Here is a 17,970-nt window from a genome sequence, read left to right as displayed (position 1 = left end):
AGCTCAGAAAACTCGACAACGGCCCCGCCCCCCGCTTATCTTCGCCTCCGGTCACCACAGTGGCCAACGTCGCTCGGACGGTTCCGGGCGCTTACGTCTCCGAGGAAAGCATGGCTGACCAAGCTTCGCGCCGCTTTGCGCGCATCGATCGTCTCCCCCCCTACGTTTTCAACATCACTGCCGAGCTGAAGATGGCTGCCCGCCGCCGCGGCGAGGACATTATCGACCTGAGCATGGGCAACCCCGACGGCGCCACCCCGCCGCACATCGTCGAAAAGCTGGTGCAAGTCGCCCAGCGCGAAGACACCCACGGCTACTCCACCTCCAAAGGCATCCCACGCCTGCGCCGAGCGATCTCGCGCTGGTACGCCGACCGCTATGCCGTGGACATCGACCCTGAGCACGAGGCCATCGTCACCATCGGCTCCAAGGAAGGCCTGGCGCATCTAATGCTCGCCACCCTCGACCACGGTGACACGGTGTTGGTGCCCAACCCGAGCTACCCGATCCATATCTACGGCGCAGTTATCGCCGGCGCCCAGGTGCGCTCCGTACCGCTGGTACCCGGCGTGGACTTCTTCGCCGAGGTGGAACGGGCAATCCGCGAGAGCATCCCAAAGCCAAAGATGCTGATTATCGGCTTCCCCTCCAACCCCACCGCTCAGTGCGTGGAGCTGGATTTCTTCGAGCGGATTGTCGCCCTGGCCAAGCAGTACGACGTACTGGTGGTGCACGACCTGGCCTACGCCGACATCGTCTACGACGGCTGGAAAGCACCGTCGATCATGCAGGTGCCCGGCGCCAAGGACATCGCGGTGGAGTTTTTCACCCTGTCCAAGAGCTACAACATGGCCGGCTGGCGGATCGGTTTCATGGTCGGTAATCCCGAGCTGGTGAATGCCCTGGCGCGAATCAAGAGTTACCACGACTACGGCACCTTCACCCCGCTGCAAGTTGCCGCGATTGCCGCGCTGGAAGGCGATCAACAATGCGTACGCGAGATCACCGCGAACTACCAGCAGCGTCGGGATGTGCTGGTGCGTGGCCTGCACGAGGCCGGCTGGATGGTCGATAACCCGAAAGCCTCGATGTATGTCTGGGCGAAAATCCCCGAGCCGTACGCCCAACTCGGCTCGTTGGAGTTCGCCAAGAAGTTGCTGGCCGAGGCCAAGGTCTGCGTGTCGCCCGGCATCGGTTTCGGTGACTACGGCAACGACCATGTGCGCTTCGCCCTGATCGAGAACCAGGATCGTATCCGTCAGGCCGTACGGGGTATCAAGGCGATGTTCCGTGCCGATGGCTTGCTGCCGTCGACGTCTTCGCCAAAGGCCAAGCCTGAGTCCGTCTAAGCGAGTCAAAAGGCGGCGGAGTGATGGATGGCGGAACAGGCATGCATCACTCCAACGCCTTCACTGCGCATGCCGCCAGCGGATAATCGAGCAGCGGCATACCCGCGAACAGGCCATTGGCCTTGAAAATAGCGGGCTAGTGGCCACTGACGGCTGCAGCTGATTGAAAAGCAGCGCCCCACTCGTCACTTGGTCTGAACTTGTACGGTCCTTGGCTACCGAAAAGGGGCTTCTTTCCCCTCAGCCACAAAAGGACTTAGCAATGCTCGACCTCACGACATGGAACCTCACCATCCCCGCCTACGATTCCGCCACCCTCATCGATACCCAGCGCCTCAACAACGGCTACGAGAGCCAGTACTTCCGCCGTAATGACGACGACAGCATCAGCTTCTGGGTGCCGGTCAACGGCTCGCACACCAAAGACAGTGTCTATCCACGCACCGAACTGCGCGAAACCCAAGCCGATGGCACGCTCAGCTACTGGCCTTACCAAAATGCCGACAACTACCTGAGCGCCGTGCTGACGGTGAATCAGGTACCGAGCAAGAACAAAATCATCATCGGCCAAATCCATAGCAAGGACGAACCCGGCAGCCAGAACGATCCGCTGCTCAAGCTGCAGTACCACTACCTGAACGGCGTCGGCCGATTGGAATTGCTGTTGCGCAAGCGACCAGGCGACACCGAGGTGCAAAACATTTTGCTGGCGGAGAACGTGCAGTTGAATGAACGCTTTAGCTACGACCTGCGCGTGACGCCCAGCGGCAAGCTCGGCGTGAGCGTGCGTAGCAGTGGTGGCGATGCTGGCTCGTACTATCAGCAGTTGAGCGGCTACTGGGGCGATCAGCAGCTGTACTTCAAGGCTGGCGCCTATATTCAGGACAATTACGGCCCAACCAATGAAGGCGGTCGGGTGACCTTCTACTGGTTGAACAGCCTGCATCGGTAGGAAGAACCTGCACGGTTTCGGCCAGCAGGAAGCGCGAAAGCCAGGGAATTCCTCGCACCTGGATTCCGGGGGCCGTACCTCGCTCCGGGCGGAATGACGAGAAAATCACATCGCACTCAGGTCCGGCGAATCACGCAGCGCTGAGCTGGTCATTCGCCTGACAAATAAGCCCAAAGGCCGGAAAAGCCCACGTAAAATCGCCCCTATACGCCCCCTGGGCTCAAATACTCAGCCGAGATCCACCATGGCCCGCTTGAAACTTGCATTCCCCGAAGACCAGTTTTGCTACAGCACCCAGCTCACCGTACGAGTCACTGACATCAACGCGGCCAACCACCTGGGCAACGACTCGATGATCTCGATGATCTCCGAAGCGCGGGCACGCTTTTTGTTCGATTTCGGCATCACTGATGCTCCCACGGACGGTCTAGGCATCATCGTCACCGACCTTGCCACCACCTACAAAGCCGAAGCCCACGCCCGCGACCAACTGCTGTTCGAAGTGGGCGTGATGGACTTCAACAAATACGGCGGCGACATCACCTTCCGAATCAGTCGCCCGGCGGACAACAGCCTGGTGGCGATGGCCAAGTCGGGCTTTGTCTTCTTCGATTACAGCTGCTCCCTGGTCGTCCCGATGCCTGAGAATTTCTCCAGCAAGTTTGCCAAGGTCAATTGGCTGGACTGAAGCCGGCGCAAGCCGCAGCTTTGCGCTATACCTCTCAACGATCTTATGGCTCATAGAGGGGATTAACCATGTCTGCCTTGCGTCACGCTTACGGACGAGCCGCCCTGCTCGCCGGCCTGTTCACCCTCCCAGGGTTTGCCCAGGCCGATGATCCCATCGAACGCGGGCGCTATCTGGTGCAGATCTCCGGCTGTAACGACTGCCACACGGCCGGCTACCTGATGGCTCCGGACAAAGTGCCGGAAAGCGCCTGGCTACAGGGCGACCAACTTGGCTGGAGCGGCCCCTGGGGCACCACCTACCCAAGCAACCTGCGCCTGGTGCTGAACAAACTCAGCGAGGAGCAGTGGCTGCAGTTGGCACGCAACGCCAACTACCGCCCGCCGATGCCCAGCCATGTGCTGCGCATGATGCGCGAAGAGGATCTGCGCGGCATCTACCGCTTCGTCCAGCACCTAGGCCCGGGCGGGCAACCGGCGCCGGCCTATCTGCCGCCAGAGCAAAAACCGCAGGGGCCGGCCGTGGTATTTCCAGCGCCGCCACAGTAGCCCTCCCCTTGAGAGTGAGGTGCCACTTCCAGACCGCCCACGCCTGGAGAGCGCGCCCCGGCGCCTCATCGCAGTGCACGGCCAACCATAACGCCCCGTTACGACTCACGGAGACGCCCCAAGAAAAACGCTCCTCCCTCGATAAATCCAGCCTCCGGCAACCTTGGCTCGGCTCTTGCTAATGCCTAGGCACAGGTAGCCAACGGCGGCTGCCCCTACTAACGACAACGACGTCGCGTCCATCCCCGCTCTCGAGCGCTCAGGTGGCGCGACGTTTTTTCGTTTGGCTCCAGCAGGACGAGCCGCGATCCGGACGTTCCGCTTGCAACTCTCTCAACCCAGCTGTGGCTTCGGCCGCAGGGCGCTGCGCCACAAGCGCAACGTCACTCCCCGGCGGGTCGGTTGGCAGTGCCCACGATCACTGCTCGCCGATCCGCCGGGATCCTTTTTGCAGATGAGGTGTTAGATGAATACAAGCTTCTGGAAAGCCGGCCACGCGCCGACCTTGTTCGCCGCCTTCCTCTACTTCGACCTGAGCTTCATGGTCTGGTACGTCCTCGGTCCATTGGGCGTGCAGATCGCTGCCGACCTCGGCCTGACCACTCAGCAACGCGCCATGATGGTCGCCACGCCTATTCTCGCCGGCGCGGTACTGCGCTTTCTGATGGGCCTGCTGGCCGACCGTACATCGCCCAAAACCGCCGGCCTGCTGGGCCAGGTAATCGTCATCGGCGCACTATTCGTCGCCTGGCAGCTGGGAATTCACAGTTACGAACAGGCGCTGCTGCTAGGCCTGTTCCTCGGCGTTGCCGGTGCCTCCTTCGCCGTGGCACTGCCTTTGGCCTCGCAATGGTATCCACCGCAACACCAAGGCAAGGCCCTCGGCATCGCCGGCGCCGGTAACTCGGGCACAGTTCTGGCTGCGCTGTTTGCACCGGTTCTGGCCAGCGCATTCGGCTGGAGTAATGTGTTCGGTCTGGCGTTGATTCCCTTGGTGCTGACCTTGGCGATTTTCGCCATGGTCGCCCGTAATGCCCCGGAACGTCCGGCGCCCAAGTCCATGGCCGACTATTTAAAGGCTCTGGGTGACCGCGACAGCTGGTGGTTCATGTTCTTCTACAGCGTCACCTTCGGTGGCTTCCTCGGCCTGGCCAGCACCCTGCCCGGCTACTTCCATGACCAGTACGGGTTCGACCCGGTGAAGGCCGGCTACTACACCGCCGCCTGCGTGTTCGCCGGCAGCCTGATGCGCCCGCTCGGTGGAGCCTTGGCCGACCGTTTCGGCGGTATCCGCACCTTGCTGGCGGTTTATACCGCTGCGTCGATTTGCATCGCTGCCGTCGGCTTTAATCTATCCAGTTCGACCGCCGCACTAACCTTGTTCGTGCTCGCCATGCTCAGCCTCGGTGCCGGCAACGGTGCGGTCTTCCAGCTGGTGCCGCAGCGCTTTCGCAAGGAGATCGGCGTGATGACCGGGCTGATCGGCATGGCCGGCGGCATCGGTGGATTCCTGCTGACGGCCGGGCTTGGCGCGATTAAACAATCGACCGGCGAATACCAACTGGGTCTCTGGCTGTTCGCCAGCCTCGGTATGCTTGCCTGGTTCGGTTTGTATGGCGTGAAACTGCGCTGGAGAACCACTTGGGGCTCGGCAGCGCTGACGGCGGCGCGGGTTTGAACCTGCACAAATGAAGAGCACTCCATGAGCCTGCAACTCAACTTCGGCCAAGCCAGCGCTACCGGCCCTCGGGCGGAGAATCAGGACGCCCTGCGGGTGGTCACGCCTGCACCGGTGCTGGCGGCGAGCAAGGGGTATCTGTTCGCCCTCGCCGATGGCGTCAGCCAGTGTGCCGACGGCGGTTTGGCGGCGCGTGCGACCTTGCAGGCGCTGGCCCTCGATTACTACGCCACGCCCGAGACCTGGGCCGTGGCGCAATCGCTGGAACGCTTGCTGCTGGCACACAACCGCTGGCTGCAAGCCAACGGCGGCGGGCAACCGCTGCTCACCACCCTGACCGCGCTGGTACTGCGTGGCCGGCGCTTTACCTTGGCCCATGTCGGCGATTGCCGTGCCTATCGCTGGCTGGATGGCACGCTGGAGCGGTTGACCGAGGATCACGTCTGGGAACAGCCGGGCATGCAGCATGTACTCAAGCGCGCGCTGGGGCTGGATCAACATCTGGTGGTCGACTACCTCGACGGCGAACTGCGCGAAGGCGAGCACTTTCTGCTGGTCAGCGATGGTGTCTGGGCGGTACTGGGCGACAGCCACATTCAACACATTTTGCAGGATGCCCACGACCCCACGGCCGCCGCGCAAGCGCTGGTCAGCGCCGCGCATCTGGCTGGCAGCCAGGACAACGCCAGCGCCCTGCTGGTGCAAGTCGGCACGCTGCCGCAAGGCGACCTCGCTGACACCTTGGCGCAACTGGAACACTGGCCGCTGCCACCGAAGCTACGCGAGGGGCAGAACTTCGAAGGCTGGCAGATCGAGCGACTGATCGCAGAGTCGCGTCAGTCGCTGGTTTACCGCGTGCGCGATGCCCAAGGGCGGCGCTGGCTGCTGAAAACCTTGCCTCCGAGCCGCCACGACGAAGCCCAGGCCGGCCCGGCGCTGCTGCTGGAAGAGTGGTTTCTACGGCGTGTGGCCGGGCGCAACTTCCCGGAAGTACACGCCGTGCCCGAGCGTCAGCATTTGTATTACGTGCAGCGTGAGCACTGCGGACAAACCCTGGCCGAGCACTTGCGCCTGTCCGGCCCGCTGGGCCTGCCCGAATGGTTGGATATCGCGCCACGCCTGCTTCGCGCCCTGGGCATGCTGCACCGGCGCAACATTCTGCATCGCGACCTGAAACCGGAAAACCTCCTATGGGGCGATGACGGTGAGTTGCGCGTACTCGACTTCGGCCTGGCCTATTGCCCAGGCCTGTCCCAGGATGAAGTCCACAGCTTGCCCGGGACCCCCAGCTATATCGCCCCGGAGGCTTTTGCCGGCGTGGCGCCGAGCGCGCAACAGGACCTCTACGCTGCCGGCGTTACCCTCTATCACTTGCTGACCGGGCATTACCCCTATGGCGAGATCGAGGCCTTCCAGCATCCGCGTTTCGGCACCCCAACTCCGGCCAGCCGCTACCGCCCGGACCTGCCCAACTGGCTTGACGAATGCCTCAATCGTGCGCTGAGCGCCGACCCGGCACAGCGTCTCGAAACCGCCGAGCAGTGGCTGCTACTACTGGAACACGGCGAACGCCAGGCTCTCAGCGTGCGCCCACGCCCGCTGCTGGAGCGCGAACCGTTGAAGGTCTGGCGAGGCTTGGCGCTGTTTTCGCTGGTGTTGAATTTACTGTTGATTGTGTTGGCGTTGCAGGGCTAGCCCAGCGCTACCGCCGGCACTGAAAGTGTTCGCGCAATCTCGGCGTGCACAGCCCACTTACCTGGCCTGCAAGCCACCATCGAGTGCACCATAACAGCGCAACTTGCTTTAAACGGGTGCGCAACGACTGCCAAGTCAGAGCGCAAATACCAGGCAAACCCTCGGGAACCCCAGGCTCCAGCAAAGTTGGCACAGCTACTGCAGTATCAACTTCGACAATTTATAAAAAGCGCAGCCCTCAATGGCGAGGGAGGCACTTCCCGCTAGATCGGGACTTGGACAAAGGCGTCCTTGCTGGGTAACCGGCAAGGCGCCTTTTTTGTTTGTGCGGATTTTGTAGAGCCACTTGGAAGCCCCTGCACGGCAGGCTGCCCAAGCTCACGGAGAACAGCATGAAAAAGCTCAAATTAGTCATGATCGGCAATGGCATGGCCGGGGTACGTACACTGGAAGAGCTGCTCAAGCTCGCCCCGGACCTCTATGAGATCACCGTGTTCGGCGCCGAACCGCACCCGAACTACAACCGCATCCTGCTCTCGCCCGTACTGGCCGGTGAGCAGAAGTTCGAAGAGATCGTGCTCAACGACCTGAACTGGTACAGCGAAAACGGCATCCAACTGATGCTCAACCGCAAGGTGGTGCAGATCGACCGGATCAAGCGCCGGGTGATCGCCGATGACGGCAGCGAAGCCGAATACGACCGTCTGTTGATCGCCACCGGCTCCAACCCGTTCGTGCTGCCAATCCCCGGCAACAAGCTCAAGGGCGTGATCGGCTACCGCGACATCGCAGACACCCAGGCAATGATGGACACCGCGCAAACCCACAGCCATGCAGTGGTGATCGGCGGTGGCCTGCTCGGCCTGGAGGCCGCCAACGGCCTCAAACTGCGCGGCATGGATGTGACCGTGGTGCATATCGGCGACTGGCTGATGGAGCGCCAGCTCGACCCCACCGCCGGCAAGTTGCTGCAAACCGCACTGGAAGCCCGCGGCCTGAAGTTCAAGCTGCCTAAACACACCGCAGAACTGATCGGCAATGAAGAAGGTCGCGTCTGCGCCGTGCGCTTCGCCGACGATGAAGTGATACCGGCGGATCTGGTGGTGATGGCGGCCGGGATCCGGCCAAACAGCGAGTTGGCGGAAAAATCCGGCATCCCCTGCAACCGCGGGATTCTGGTCAACGACACGATGCAGACCTTTGACCCGCGCATCTACTCGGTCGGCGAATGCGCCAATCACCGCGGCATCGCTTACGGCCTGGTCGCGCCGCTATTCGAGCAAGCCAAGGTCTGCGCCAACCATCTGGCGCAACTGGGTTTTGCCCGCTATCAGGGCTCGGTGACCTCGACCAAGCTGAAAGTCACCGGCATCGACCTGTTCTCCGCCGGCGAATTCATGGGTGCCGAGGGTACCGAGACGATCACCCTCTCCGACCCCATCGGCGGCGTGTACAAGAAACTGGTGATCAAAGACGACATCCTGGTCGGCGCCTGCCTCTATGGCGATACCGCCGACGGCGGCTGGTACTTCCGCCAAGTGCGCGAGAACCACAACGTCGCGCAAATCCGCGACCACCTGATGTTCGGCGAAAACGCCATTGGCGACGTCGGCCACCAGGGCCAGGACAAAACCGCGAGCATGCCGGACAGCGCGGAAATCTGCGGCTGCAACGGCGTGTGCAAGGGCACCATCGTCAAGGCCATCCAGGAAAACGGCCTGTTCAGCGTCGATGAGGTGAAGAAGCACACCAAGGCCGCCAGCTCCTGCGGCTCCTGTGCCGGACTGGTCGAACAGATTCTGATCAGCACCGTCGGTGGCGCGGCGGACGTGAAGCCGAAAAGCGAGAAAGCCATCTGCGGATGCAGCGACCTCAACCACGGGCAGATCCGCCAGGCGATCCGCGAGCAGCATCTGATCAGCATCGCCGACACTCAGCGCGCGCTGCACTGGAACACCCCGAACGGCTGCGCCACCTGCCGCCCGGCGCTGAACTACTACCTGCTCTCGACCTGGCCAGGCGAAGCTAAGGACGACCCGCAGTCGCGCCTGATCAACGAACGCGCTCACGCCAATATTCAAAAGGACGGCACCTACTCGGTGGTGCCGCGGATGTGGGGCGGCGTGACCAACCCGTCCGAGCTGCGGCGGATCGCTGACGTGGCGGACAAGTACAAGGTGCCCATGGTCAAGGTCACCGGCGGCCAGCGCATTGACCTGCTGGGGATCAAGAAGGAAGACCTGCCGGCAGTCTGGAAGGAACTGGATATGCCCTCCGGTCACGCCTATGGCAAATCCATCCGCACCGTGAAGACCTGCGTCGGCAGCGAGTTCTGCCGCTTCGGTACACAGAACTCGACTCAGCTGGGCATCGATCTGGAGCACGACCTGTTCAACATGTGGTCGCCGCACAAGGTCAAGCTCGCGGTCTCCGGCTGCCCACGTAATTGCGCCGAAGCAGGGATCAAGGACGTCGGCGTGATCGGCGTCGATTCCGGTTGGGAGATGTATATCGGCGGTAACGGCGGGATCAAAACCGAAGTCGCGGAGTTCTTCGTCAAGCTCAAAACCGCCGATGAGGTGCGCGAATACAACGGCGCCTTCCTGCAGCTGTACCGCGAAGAAGCCTTCTACCTGGAACGCACCGTGCATTACCTGCAAAGGGTCGGCATGGACTACATCAAGCGAGCCGTGGTCGAGGACGCCGCGAATCGCCAGGCGCTGAATGCACGCCTGCAGTTCTCGCTGTCCTTCGAGCAGGACCCGTGGAAAGAGCGGATCGAGCAGCCGCAATTGAAGAAAGAGTTCGACCGCATTGCAGTAGTTCAAGTTGAGGAGGCGACCGTATGAACTGGCTAGATATCTGCGCCCTGGAAGAGATCAACGTACTCGGCTCACGCATCGTCGCCGGCCCCAAAGGCGATATCGCCATCTTCCGAGCCGCCGACGATGAAGTCTTCGCCCTCGACGACCGCTGCCCGCACAAGGGCGGCCCGCTGTCCCAAGGCTTGATCTACGGCAAACGCGTGGCCTGCCCGCTGCATAACTGGCAGATCGATCTGGAAAACGGCGAAGCCCTGGCCCCGGATGTCGGTTGCGCCCACAAACATTCGGCCAAGGTCGAGAACGGTCGTGTACTACTCGCGCTGAGGGAAGCCGCTCTGTGTGTCTGAGCTGCTCCATGGGGATAAACAAGGGCACCGCTGCGCGGTGCTTGTTGGGCATCGCTTCGCTCAGCACCAACCTACAGGAGTCAGCACCATGCACCTGACAACCGCCACAACCTGCTGTTACTGCGGCGTCGGCTGCGGTGTACTGATTGAGCACGACGGCGAAAAGGTGCTGGGGGTCAAAGGTGACCCAGCCCACCCCGCCAACTTCGGCAAACTCTGCAGTAAAGGCGCAACTCTGCATCTGACCGGGGACCTGGCTGCACGCGCGCTGCACCCGGAACTGCGCCTTGGCAAAGCCCTGCCGCGTGCACGCACCAACTGGGATTCGGCACTGGATCACGCGGCCAGCGTCTTTGCCGAGACCATCCGCGAACACGGCCCGGACAGTGTGGCCTTCTACATCTCCGGTCAGTTGCTGACCGAGGACTACTACGCCTTCAACAAGCTCGCCCGCGCCTTGGTGGGCACCAACAACATCGATAGCAACTCGCGGCTGTGCATGTCGTCCGCCGTGGTTGGCTACAAACGCAGCCTCGGCGCCGATGCACCACCGTGCAACTACGAAGACCTCGAGCACAGCGATTGCGTGCTGATCGTCGGCAGCAACATGGCCTTCGCGCATCCCGTTCTCTTTCGGCGACTGGAAGAAGCCAAGGCCAAGCGCCCGGACATGAAGATCATAGTGGTCGACCCACGGCGCACCGATACCTGCGAGCTGGCCGACCTGCACCTGGCGATCCAGCCGGGCACCGATGTCGCGCTGTTTCACGGCATCCTGCATATCCTGATGTGGGAAGGCTGGCTCGACCGGCGCTTTATCGAGGCGCACACCGAAGGCTTCGACGCATTGAAAACCCTGGTGCGCGACTACACCCCGCAAATGGTCGCCGAGCTGTGCGGCATTCCGGTCGAGCAGTTGTACAGCTGCGCCCAGTGGATCGGCCAGGCGCCGAGCTTTCTCTCCCTGTGGTGCATGGGCCTGAATCAGTCGACCGCCGGCAGCGCGAAAAACAGCGCACTGATCAACCTGCACCTGGCCACCGGGCAGATTGGCCGAGTGGGGGCCGGCCCCTTCTCGCTCACCGGCCAGCCAAATGCCATGGGCGGCCGCGAAACCGGCAGCCTGTGCAACCTACTGCCGGGCCACCGCGAGGCGGCGAATGCCGAGCACCGAGCCGAAGTGGCCCATTACTGGGGCGTCGACAGCCTGCCGGAGAGCCCCGGATTGACTGCCATCGAACTGTTCGATGCAGTGCATGCCGGCAAGATCAAAGCCCTGTGGATCGCCTGCACCAACCCGGCGCAATCGCTGCCGGATCAGAACAAGATTCATGAAGCGCTGAGCGCCTGCCCGTTCGTGGTGGTGCAGGAAGCCTTCTTCACCACAGAGACGTGCCGCTTCGCCGATCTACTGCTGCCCGCCGCCAGTTGGGGTGAGAAGGAAGGCACGGTGACCAACTCCGAACGGCGTATTTCCCACGTTCGCCGCGCAGTACCCGCGCCCGCAGAGGCACGGCCGGATTGGGCGATCACCGTGGATTTCGCCCGCCGCTTGGAACAACTGCTACGCCCCGGCCTGCCCAGCCTGTTTGACTTCGACCAGCCGCAAGCTTTGTTCGATGAATACAAACAACTGACTGCCCAGCGCGACCTGGACCTTTCCGGTCTCAGCTACGCGATTCTGGATACCCAAGGTCCACAGCAATGGCCCTTCCCCGCTGGCGCCCGTGAAGGCACCGCGCGGCTGTATGGCAATGGCGTGTTCCCCAGTGCATCCGGGCGGGCGAGCTTTATCGCCGAACCCTATCGCGCGCCAAAAGAAAAACGTGATGTGCGCTTCCCGCTGACCCTCAATACCGGCCGCCTGCGCGACCACTGGCACGGCATGAGCCGCACCGGTACGGCAGCGCAACTGTTCGGTCATGTCGAGGAAGCCGTGCTCAGCCTGCACCCAGAGGAACTGCGTCGTCGGCGCCTGCAAGCCGGCGATCTGGTGAAACTGAAAAGCCGGCGCGGCAGCCTGGTTCTGCCGGTGCAAAGCGATGAAGGCGTGCGCTCCGGCCAGGTGTTTTTACCAATGCACTGGGGCAATCGCTTTCTCAAGGGCTTGGGCTGCAACGTGTTGACTCTACCGGCATTCGATCCGCTTTCGAAACAGCCGGAACTCAAGCACGCCGGCGTTGAGGTGCAAAAGGTCGAATTGCCCTGGCAACTGTTCGCCCTGGTCGAAGGCGAGGTTCAAACGCGCTTTGAGGCTTTGCGCCCCCTGTGTGAAAGCTTCGACTACGCCAGCCTCGGCCTGGTCGGCCGCGAGCGCCCAGCCCTGCTGATTCGTGCGGCGGCCACTGAGGCACCCGCCCCCGAACTGCTGGCCCAGATCGATCGCCTACTCGGACTGCATGAAGGCCCTGTGCTCGCCTATGACGATCCGCGTCGGGCAGTCGGCAAGCGCGTACGTATCGAGCAAGGTCGCATCACGGCGATCCGTCTGGCCGGCGAAACTGCGGCGCGCGACTGGCTCAAGGGCCTCTGGCTGAGCGGTGAAACCGACGCCGACCTGCGCCGCTGGCTGCTGGCACCGATCACCACGCCGCCCGGCAGTGCTGGCGCCAGTACACCCGGCAACAAAACCCTGTGCAACTGCATGAATGTCAGCGAAGGCGCGGTCTGCGCCGGAATCGCTCGCGGGCTGGGCTTGCAAGACCTGAAACAAACCCTAGGTTGCGGCACTCAGTGCGGCTCCTGCGTTCCGGAAATCAAACGGCTACTGGCCCAACTGCCGGCGGTGGCAAACGCATAACCGTAGGGTGGGTTAGGCCGCAGGCCGTAACCCACCACCCGGTCCACTGGGCCGGCCAACGCGATGCCCGACGGCATCGATGGTGGGTTACGCCGCTACGCGGCTAACCCACCCTACGACAGAGGAGAGGCATATGAGTGGAAAAGTCTGGCTGGTGGGCGCAGGCCCTGGTGACCCGGAACTACTGACCCTGAAGGCCGTACGGGCGCTACACGAAGCGCACATCGTGATGATCGACGACCTAGTCAATCCCGCCGTGCTTGAACATTGCCCAGGTGCGCGGATAGTCCCAGTGGGTAAACGCGGTGGCTGCCGCTCGACGCCCCAGGAATTCATTCATCGACTGATGCTGCGATATGCCCGTCAGGGCAAATGCGTGGTGCGCCTCAAAGGTGGCGACCCGTGCATCTTCGGCCGTGGCGGCGAAGAGGCCGAGTGGTTGAGCGCCCGTGGCGTAGAGGTTGAGTTGGTGAATGGCATTACCGCGGGCTTGGCCGGTGCGACCAACTGCGGCATTCCGCTGACATTGCGTGGCATCAGCCGCGGCGTGACCCTGATCACCGCTCACACACAGGACGACAGCAGCCTCAACTGGCAGGCGCTGGCCCAAAGCGGCACCACTTTGGTGGTCTACATGGGCGTGGCCAAACTGGGTGAGATCCGTGACAGCCTGCTGGCCAGCGGCATGTCAGCGAACATGCCGATCGCCATGATCGAAAACGCCTCTCTGCCGCAGCAACGCGAATGCCGCAGCTCCCTCGGCGATATGCAGCAGGACGCGCAGGCGTTCCAGCTGAAAAGCCCGGCGATTCTGGTGATCGGTGAGGTGGCCGCCAGCGCCCAGGCTTTGCCTTTGGCTGTCAGCGCCTAGCCCCGGAGCCCGGCGGAGTGACCCTGCTCCGTCTTGATACTGTTTATGCTGTTTTTCAGGCAAAGAAAAACCCGGCCGGAGCCGGGCTTTTCGGTAGAGCCAAACCAATTACTTGGCTTGAGCTTCCACTTCAGCTTCTACGCGACGGTTAACCGCGCGGCCGTCAGCGGTAGCGTTATCCGCAACCGGCTTGGACTCGCCGTAACCAACAGCGTTAACCCGCTCGCCGCCTACACCGTACTGGTTAACCAGAACTTCACGAACAGCGTTTGCACGACGCTCGGACAGCTTCTGGTTGTAAGCGTCAGGACCGACGGAGTCAGAGTGACCTTCAACAGTGGTGGAAGTGGCTGGGTATTGATTCATGAAGTCAGCCAGGTTTTTGATGTCGCCGTAGCTTTCTTCTTTGACTTTCGACTTGTCGAAGTCGAACTTCACGTCCAGCTCAACGCGGACCACTTCGGCAACAGCCGGGCAGCCATCGGCGTCAACGGTAACGTTGGCCGGAGTATCCGGGCATTTGTCGACGTTGTCGCACACGCCATCGTTGTCGCTGTCGGCGCACACTTCAGCAACTGGAGCCGGAGCAGCAGCAGCAGGTTTGGAGCCGCCACCAAAGTTCATGCCGATACCGACGCTTGGAGCCCACTCGGTGTCGCCCTGGTCGATGTTGTACTGAGCTTCAACGCCAGCACGAGCATAGAAGTTTTCGGTGAAGTAGAGCTTGGCACCGCCGCCAACGTTGGCGAAAGTGGAGCCGTTACGACCACTGCGGCCGGTTTGACCGATGCTCTGGTCCGAGAAACCTGCGGAGACGTACGGACGCAGCATGTCGCCTGGGTTGTTGAAGTGGTACAGAGCATCCAGGGCAGTGTTCGAGCCCTTGATGTCACGACCGTCTTCGCCACGAGCGTTGTGCACTTCGTCGTAGCCCAGACGCAATTCAACGTCGTCGGTCAGGAAGTAGCCAATCGAGCCGCCGAACAGATTGCCGTTGTTTTTGAAGTCACGAGCGCTGTCGAACATTTCCTTCTTGGCGAAGCCCTCCACCTCTACCGCGCCTTGGCCTTGAGCCAACGCCTGAAGAGAGGAGGAAGCGATCAGCGAGCCAATGACAACGCCTAAGGTGTTTTTGAATTTCATCCGTAAATCCCTATCTTGGTGGTCAGTAAGTTGTCTGACAAACTCAAGACAACTCAGGCGGGGATTCTAACAGAAGTCACCCGCACGGTTAGAGGTATTTCACCCAACTAAGTTTCGGTAACGCCAGAAAATTTTTCACGCAAGCGGTCAAGAGCACGTTTATAACGCATTTTCGTCGCACTAAGTCCCATGTGCATGATGTCGGCTATCTCTTGGAACTCTAGCTCTGCAACGAATCGCAGCACTAAAATTTCGCGATCAATCGGGTTCACATGCACTAGCCAACGATCCAGTCCCCCCTGTTCAGGGATAGCCGGAGCCTTTTCCTCTGACGCTTCCTCTAATGGATCCAAACTAAGTGCATCCATTAAGCGGCGCTTTCTGCGCTCTTTGCGGTACTGCGTGATGCACTCGTTGTAAGTGATGCTATATAGCCATGTTTTGAACTTTGACTTGCCTTCAAAGTTCTTCAAGCCATATAGAACCTTGAGCATGACCTCTTGACATACATCATCTGCATCGCGTTCGTTACCCAAATAACGAGCACAAACGTTAAACAGGGTGCGCTGATAGCGACGCATGAGTTCTTCATAAGCACGGGTGATATGAAATAACTCGACGTGCGCACGCGCCACCAGCTCTTCGTCAGAGAGCTCGCGGGGGTCGTAACGCGAAGATAGCGATTGGGCTTTGTTCAAAACGAGTCGGGCCAACAGTCCAGGTGAATAGCCGCCACCGCCCAGAACCTCAGGCGTCTTAATATGGCGGCATACATTAGCAGGGATTGGCGCGTTAGCGACTGCTCACCCGTTGTTCGAGAAGAATACGATTGGCCACCGAGACCAGCTCACCCTCGTCTGTCAGCAGCGTAGTCTTGACCGTGCCAATTTCCTCGATCTGCCCTTCGACATCACCAACCTGAACGTGTTGCCCAACCTGATACAACTCGCGCACATAAATACCGGCAAGGATCTGCCCTGCGATATCGCGACTGCCCAGGCCCAAGGCCAAGGCCACAGCCAGGCCAACGGAAATCAGCACGATGGCGATCACATTGTTCAGCAGGTCGGTCTTCACTTCCAGTTGGCCGATGGCTACCGAGATGCTGATGATGATGACCAAGCCTTGGGCGATACGCCCCAGGCCGCTGGCATAGTCCAGCCCCACACCTTCGGCAGCACCGCGCACCAGGCCACTGACCAACTGCGCCAAGAGCACGCCGGCGAGCAGCACTAGAGCGGCGCCAAAGACTTTTGGCAGATATAAGGCGAGCACATCGAGGGTTGCAGAGACCCGTTCCAGGCCCAGCGACTCAGCCGCCGAAACCAGGAAGATCAGCAAGACAAACCAATAGACGATCTTGCCGATCAAGGTCGAGACCGGCACTTGAATGCCTGCCCGGCTTAATAGCTTGGTCAAACCTGTACCAGCCATCAGTCGGTCCAGACCGACCTTACCCAGCAGTTTGGAGAGCAAGGTATCGAGCAATTTGGCTACGACGAAACCCAGCAACACCAAAATCAGCGCGACGAACAGGTTTGGAATGAAGCCAGCGACCTTAGTCCACAGGGCAGTCATCGCACTCACCAGGCTTTGGGTCCAGGGGTCGAGTTCCATTTCAATCAGCCTTATCAAGAGGGCGAGCGGAAGATGTACGGCGAGATACCGGCGCGACATGAGCCGAACCGTTACTCAGGGCGATCATCAGCGCCTCGAGCCAATGGCCCATCAGGCTGAACATATCGCCGGCACCGACTTGGCGGTTGGCAGTCTTCAGTACGCGTCCCAGGCAAGCATCATCGTCATGGTTGGTCGATGAAGACTTGAGCAGGTCACGCAGGGATTCTTCGAATGGATCGTGCATGCGCACCTCACGGGATGTGTGGGCTAGACGAGGTAAAAACACGACAAGTCACATCAAACCCAGCGCAGTCGGCGAAAAAGCAGCCACTGAGCGAGGGCCACGCCAGCCGACATCAGGCAGGCGACCAGAAAGCCATAAGGGCTCTCCGAGCCAGGAATACCGCCAACGTTGATCCCCAGCAAACCGGTCAAGAAAGTCATCGGCAGAAAGACCCCAGTGATAATCCCGAAGCGGTACATGATGCGGTTCATCCGCTCGCTCATCCGCCGATGCTCGGACTCGAGCACCAGGCCTACCCGTTCGCGAATCAACTCCAGCTCCTCCAGATAGCGCGTCAAACGGTTGTTCAACTCGTTCCAGTAGTCACTCTCGTCATCGGCAAACCAGGGCAATTTGTTGCGTGTCAACTGACCGTAGATATCGCGCTGCGGGGCCAGAAAGCGCCGCAAGCCAGCTGCACGACGCCGGACGTGCAACATCTGGCCATGCTCCGGCGTATAACGCTCATCGGCATCCACCTGCTCTTCCTGGGCATCGACTTGCTCGGAGAGTTCGCTGACCAGACCATCGACCTTGCCGGTCAGGTGCTGCGCCAAGTACAGAATCAGCTCGGACGAGGTCTTCGGGCCGCCACCCTCCTCCAGCTCGGCAATCAATTCCTCGGTCGCGCGCAGCGGTCGCAAGCGCAGTGAAATGACTCGCTGAGGAGCGGCGAAAATGCGTACCGAAACCATGTCCTCCGGCTCAGCACCCGGATTGAGATTGACGCCGCGCAGAAACAGTAAGAGCTCGTCATTCGGCAACGGCAATAACCGCGGCCGGGTGTTCTCTTCCAGCAATAGGTCACAACTGAACGCGTTCAGCCCACTGGAGTTGCGCAACCAGGCATGAGTCTGTGGATGGCTGCGATCCCAATGCAGCCAGAGGCTTTGCTCTGGCGTGAGTTCAAGCTCATCCAACTGCTTACGCGCAATCGGCCGCGCGCCACCTTTACCGTCCAGAACGAAGGCATGCACCAGCCCCCACTGCGCGTTGTCTTCCTCGTGCATCCTTACTCCTTCACTGACCGCAGATTGCTGGCGCATATTAGAAAAAATCCGACTTACCAGGTCGTGTGAAAACGTAGCGAGCGAAGGTTAGACAAGACGCAACGCAGCGGAGCGGAGTAACAGCCGCAGGCTGGACCGAAGGGGGAGCGCCAGCGAGTCAA

15 protein-coding genes are annotated in these 17,970 nt (G+C 61.0%); 10 read left to right on the top strand and 5 right to left on the bottom strand.

Annotation, left to right across the window (positions count from 1 at the left end; translation table 11 throughout):
* The first annotated feature begins 110 nt into the window (after positions 1–110).
* The 10 genes from alaC (at position 111) to cobA (ending at position 13,753) form a co-directional block, all read left to right on the top strand.
* Positions 111–1,349, top strand: coding sequence for an alanine transaminase (gene alaC / locus D3879_RS22095; RefSeq protein WP_119956413.1), 1,239 nt, complete (start codon positions 111–113; stop codon positions 1,347–1,349).
* A gap of 262 nt (positions 1,350–1,611) precedes the next feature.
* A complete protein-coding gene (locus D3879_RS22090; RefSeq protein ID WP_119956412.1) occupies positions 1,612–2,301 on the top strand; it encodes a polysaccharide lyase family 7 protein in 690 nt (229 codons plus the stop codon).
* Between the two features lie 244 nt (positions 2,302–2,545).
* Entirely contained in the window at positions 2,546–2,989 is a 444-nt protein-coding gene (locus tag D3879_RS22085) for a thioesterase family protein (RefSeq protein ID WP_119956411.1), read from the top strand.
* Between the two features lie 68 nt (positions 2,990–3,057).
* Positions 3,058–3,537, top strand: coding sequence for a cytochrome C (locus D3879_RS22080; RefSeq protein WP_238474299.1), 480 nt, complete (start codon positions 3,058–3,060; stop codon positions 3,535–3,537).
* Between the two features lie 466 nt (positions 3,538–4,003).
* A complete protein-coding gene (locus D3879_RS22075) occupies positions 4,004–5,215 on the top strand; it encodes an MFS transporter (RefSeq protein ID WP_119956410.1) in 1,212 nt (403 codons plus the stop codon).
* 24 nt (positions 5,216–5,239) lie between these two features.
* Positions 5,240–6,910 carry a bifunctional protein-serine/threonine kinase/phosphatase gene (locus D3879_RS22070; RefSeq protein ID WP_119956409.1) on the top strand — a complete coding sequence of 557 codons (1,671 nt, stop codon included), beginning with the start codon at positions 5,240–5,242 and terminating at the stop codon, positions 6,908–6,910.
* 392 nt (positions 6,911–7,302) lie between these two features.
* Entirely contained in the window at positions 7,303–9,759 is a 2,457-nt protein-coding gene (gene nirB, locus D3879_RS22065; RefSeq protein WP_119956408.1) for a nitrite reductase large subunit NirB, read from the top strand.
* On the top strand, positions 9,756–10,082 hold the full coding sequence (gene nirD, locus D3879_RS22060; RefSeq protein WP_119956407.1) for a nitrite reductase small subunit NirD: 327 nt from the start codon (positions 9,756–9,758) through the stop codon (positions 10,080–10,082). Before nirB ends, nirD begins: the two co-directional genes overlap by 4 nt.
* Before the next feature lie 88 nt (positions 10,083–10,170).
* Positions 10,171–12,882, top strand: coding sequence for a nitrate reductase (locus D3879_RS22055; RefSeq protein ID WP_119956406.1), 2,712 nt, complete (start codon positions 10,171–10,173; stop codon positions 12,880–12,882).
* A gap of 133 nt (positions 12,883–13,015) precedes the next feature.
* Positions 13,016–13,753, top strand: a complete 738-nt coding sequence (cobA, locus tag D3879_RS22050) for a uroporphyrinogen-III C-methyltransferase (protein WP_119956405.1) — start codon at positions 13,016–13,018, stop codon at positions 13,751–13,753.
* 108 nt (positions 13,754–13,861) lie between these two features.
* Here cobA and D3879_RS22045 read toward each other — a convergent pair whose 3' ends face one another.
* The 5 genes from D3879_RS22045 to D3879_RS22025 form a co-directional block, all read right to left on the bottom strand.
* Positions 13,862–14,896, bottom strand: a complete 1,035-nt coding sequence (locus tag D3879_RS22045; protein WP_119956404.1) for an OmpA family protein — start codon at positions 14,894–14,896, stop codon at positions 13,862–13,864.
* Between the two features lie 107 nt (positions 14,897–15,003).
* Complete coding sequence (gene sigX / locus D3879_RS22040; RefSeq protein ID WP_119957058.1) at positions 15,004–15,594, bottom strand: RNA polymerase sigma factor SigX; 591 nt, start codon at positions 15,592–15,594, stop codon at positions 15,004–15,006.
* A 94-nt stretch (positions 15,595–15,688) separates the two neighbouring features.
* Positions 15,689–16,513, bottom strand: coding sequence for a mechanosensitive ion channel family protein (locus tag D3879_RS22035; RefSeq protein WP_119956403.1), 825 nt, complete (start codon positions 16,511–16,513; stop codon positions 15,689–15,691).
* A 1-nt stretch (position 16,514) separates the two neighbouring features.
* Positions 16,515–16,760 (bottom strand): CrfX protein, encoded by a 246-nt coding sequence (locus D3879_RS22030; RefSeq protein ID WP_119956402.1) that lies wholly within the window; start codon positions 16,758–16,760, stop codon positions 16,515–16,517.
* A gap of 53 nt (positions 16,761–16,813) precedes the next feature.
* The gene (locus D3879_RS22025) at positions 16,814–17,809 is read right to left on the bottom strand and encodes a zinc transporter ZntB (RefSeq protein WP_119956401.1); all 996 of its coding nucleotides are present in this window, start codon (positions 17,807–17,809) and stop codon (positions 16,814–16,816) included.
* Positions 17,810–17,970 lie beyond the last annotated feature (161 nt).

This window comes from Pseudomonas cavernicola (assembly GCF_003596405.1).
Taxonomy (GTDB): Bacteria; Pseudomonadota; Gammaproteobacteria; order Pseudomonadales; family Pseudomonadaceae; genus Aquipseudomonas; species Aquipseudomonas cavernicola.
Note: the sequence above shows the minus strand (reverse complement) of the source record. Positions and strands in the feature narration are given on the sequence as shown.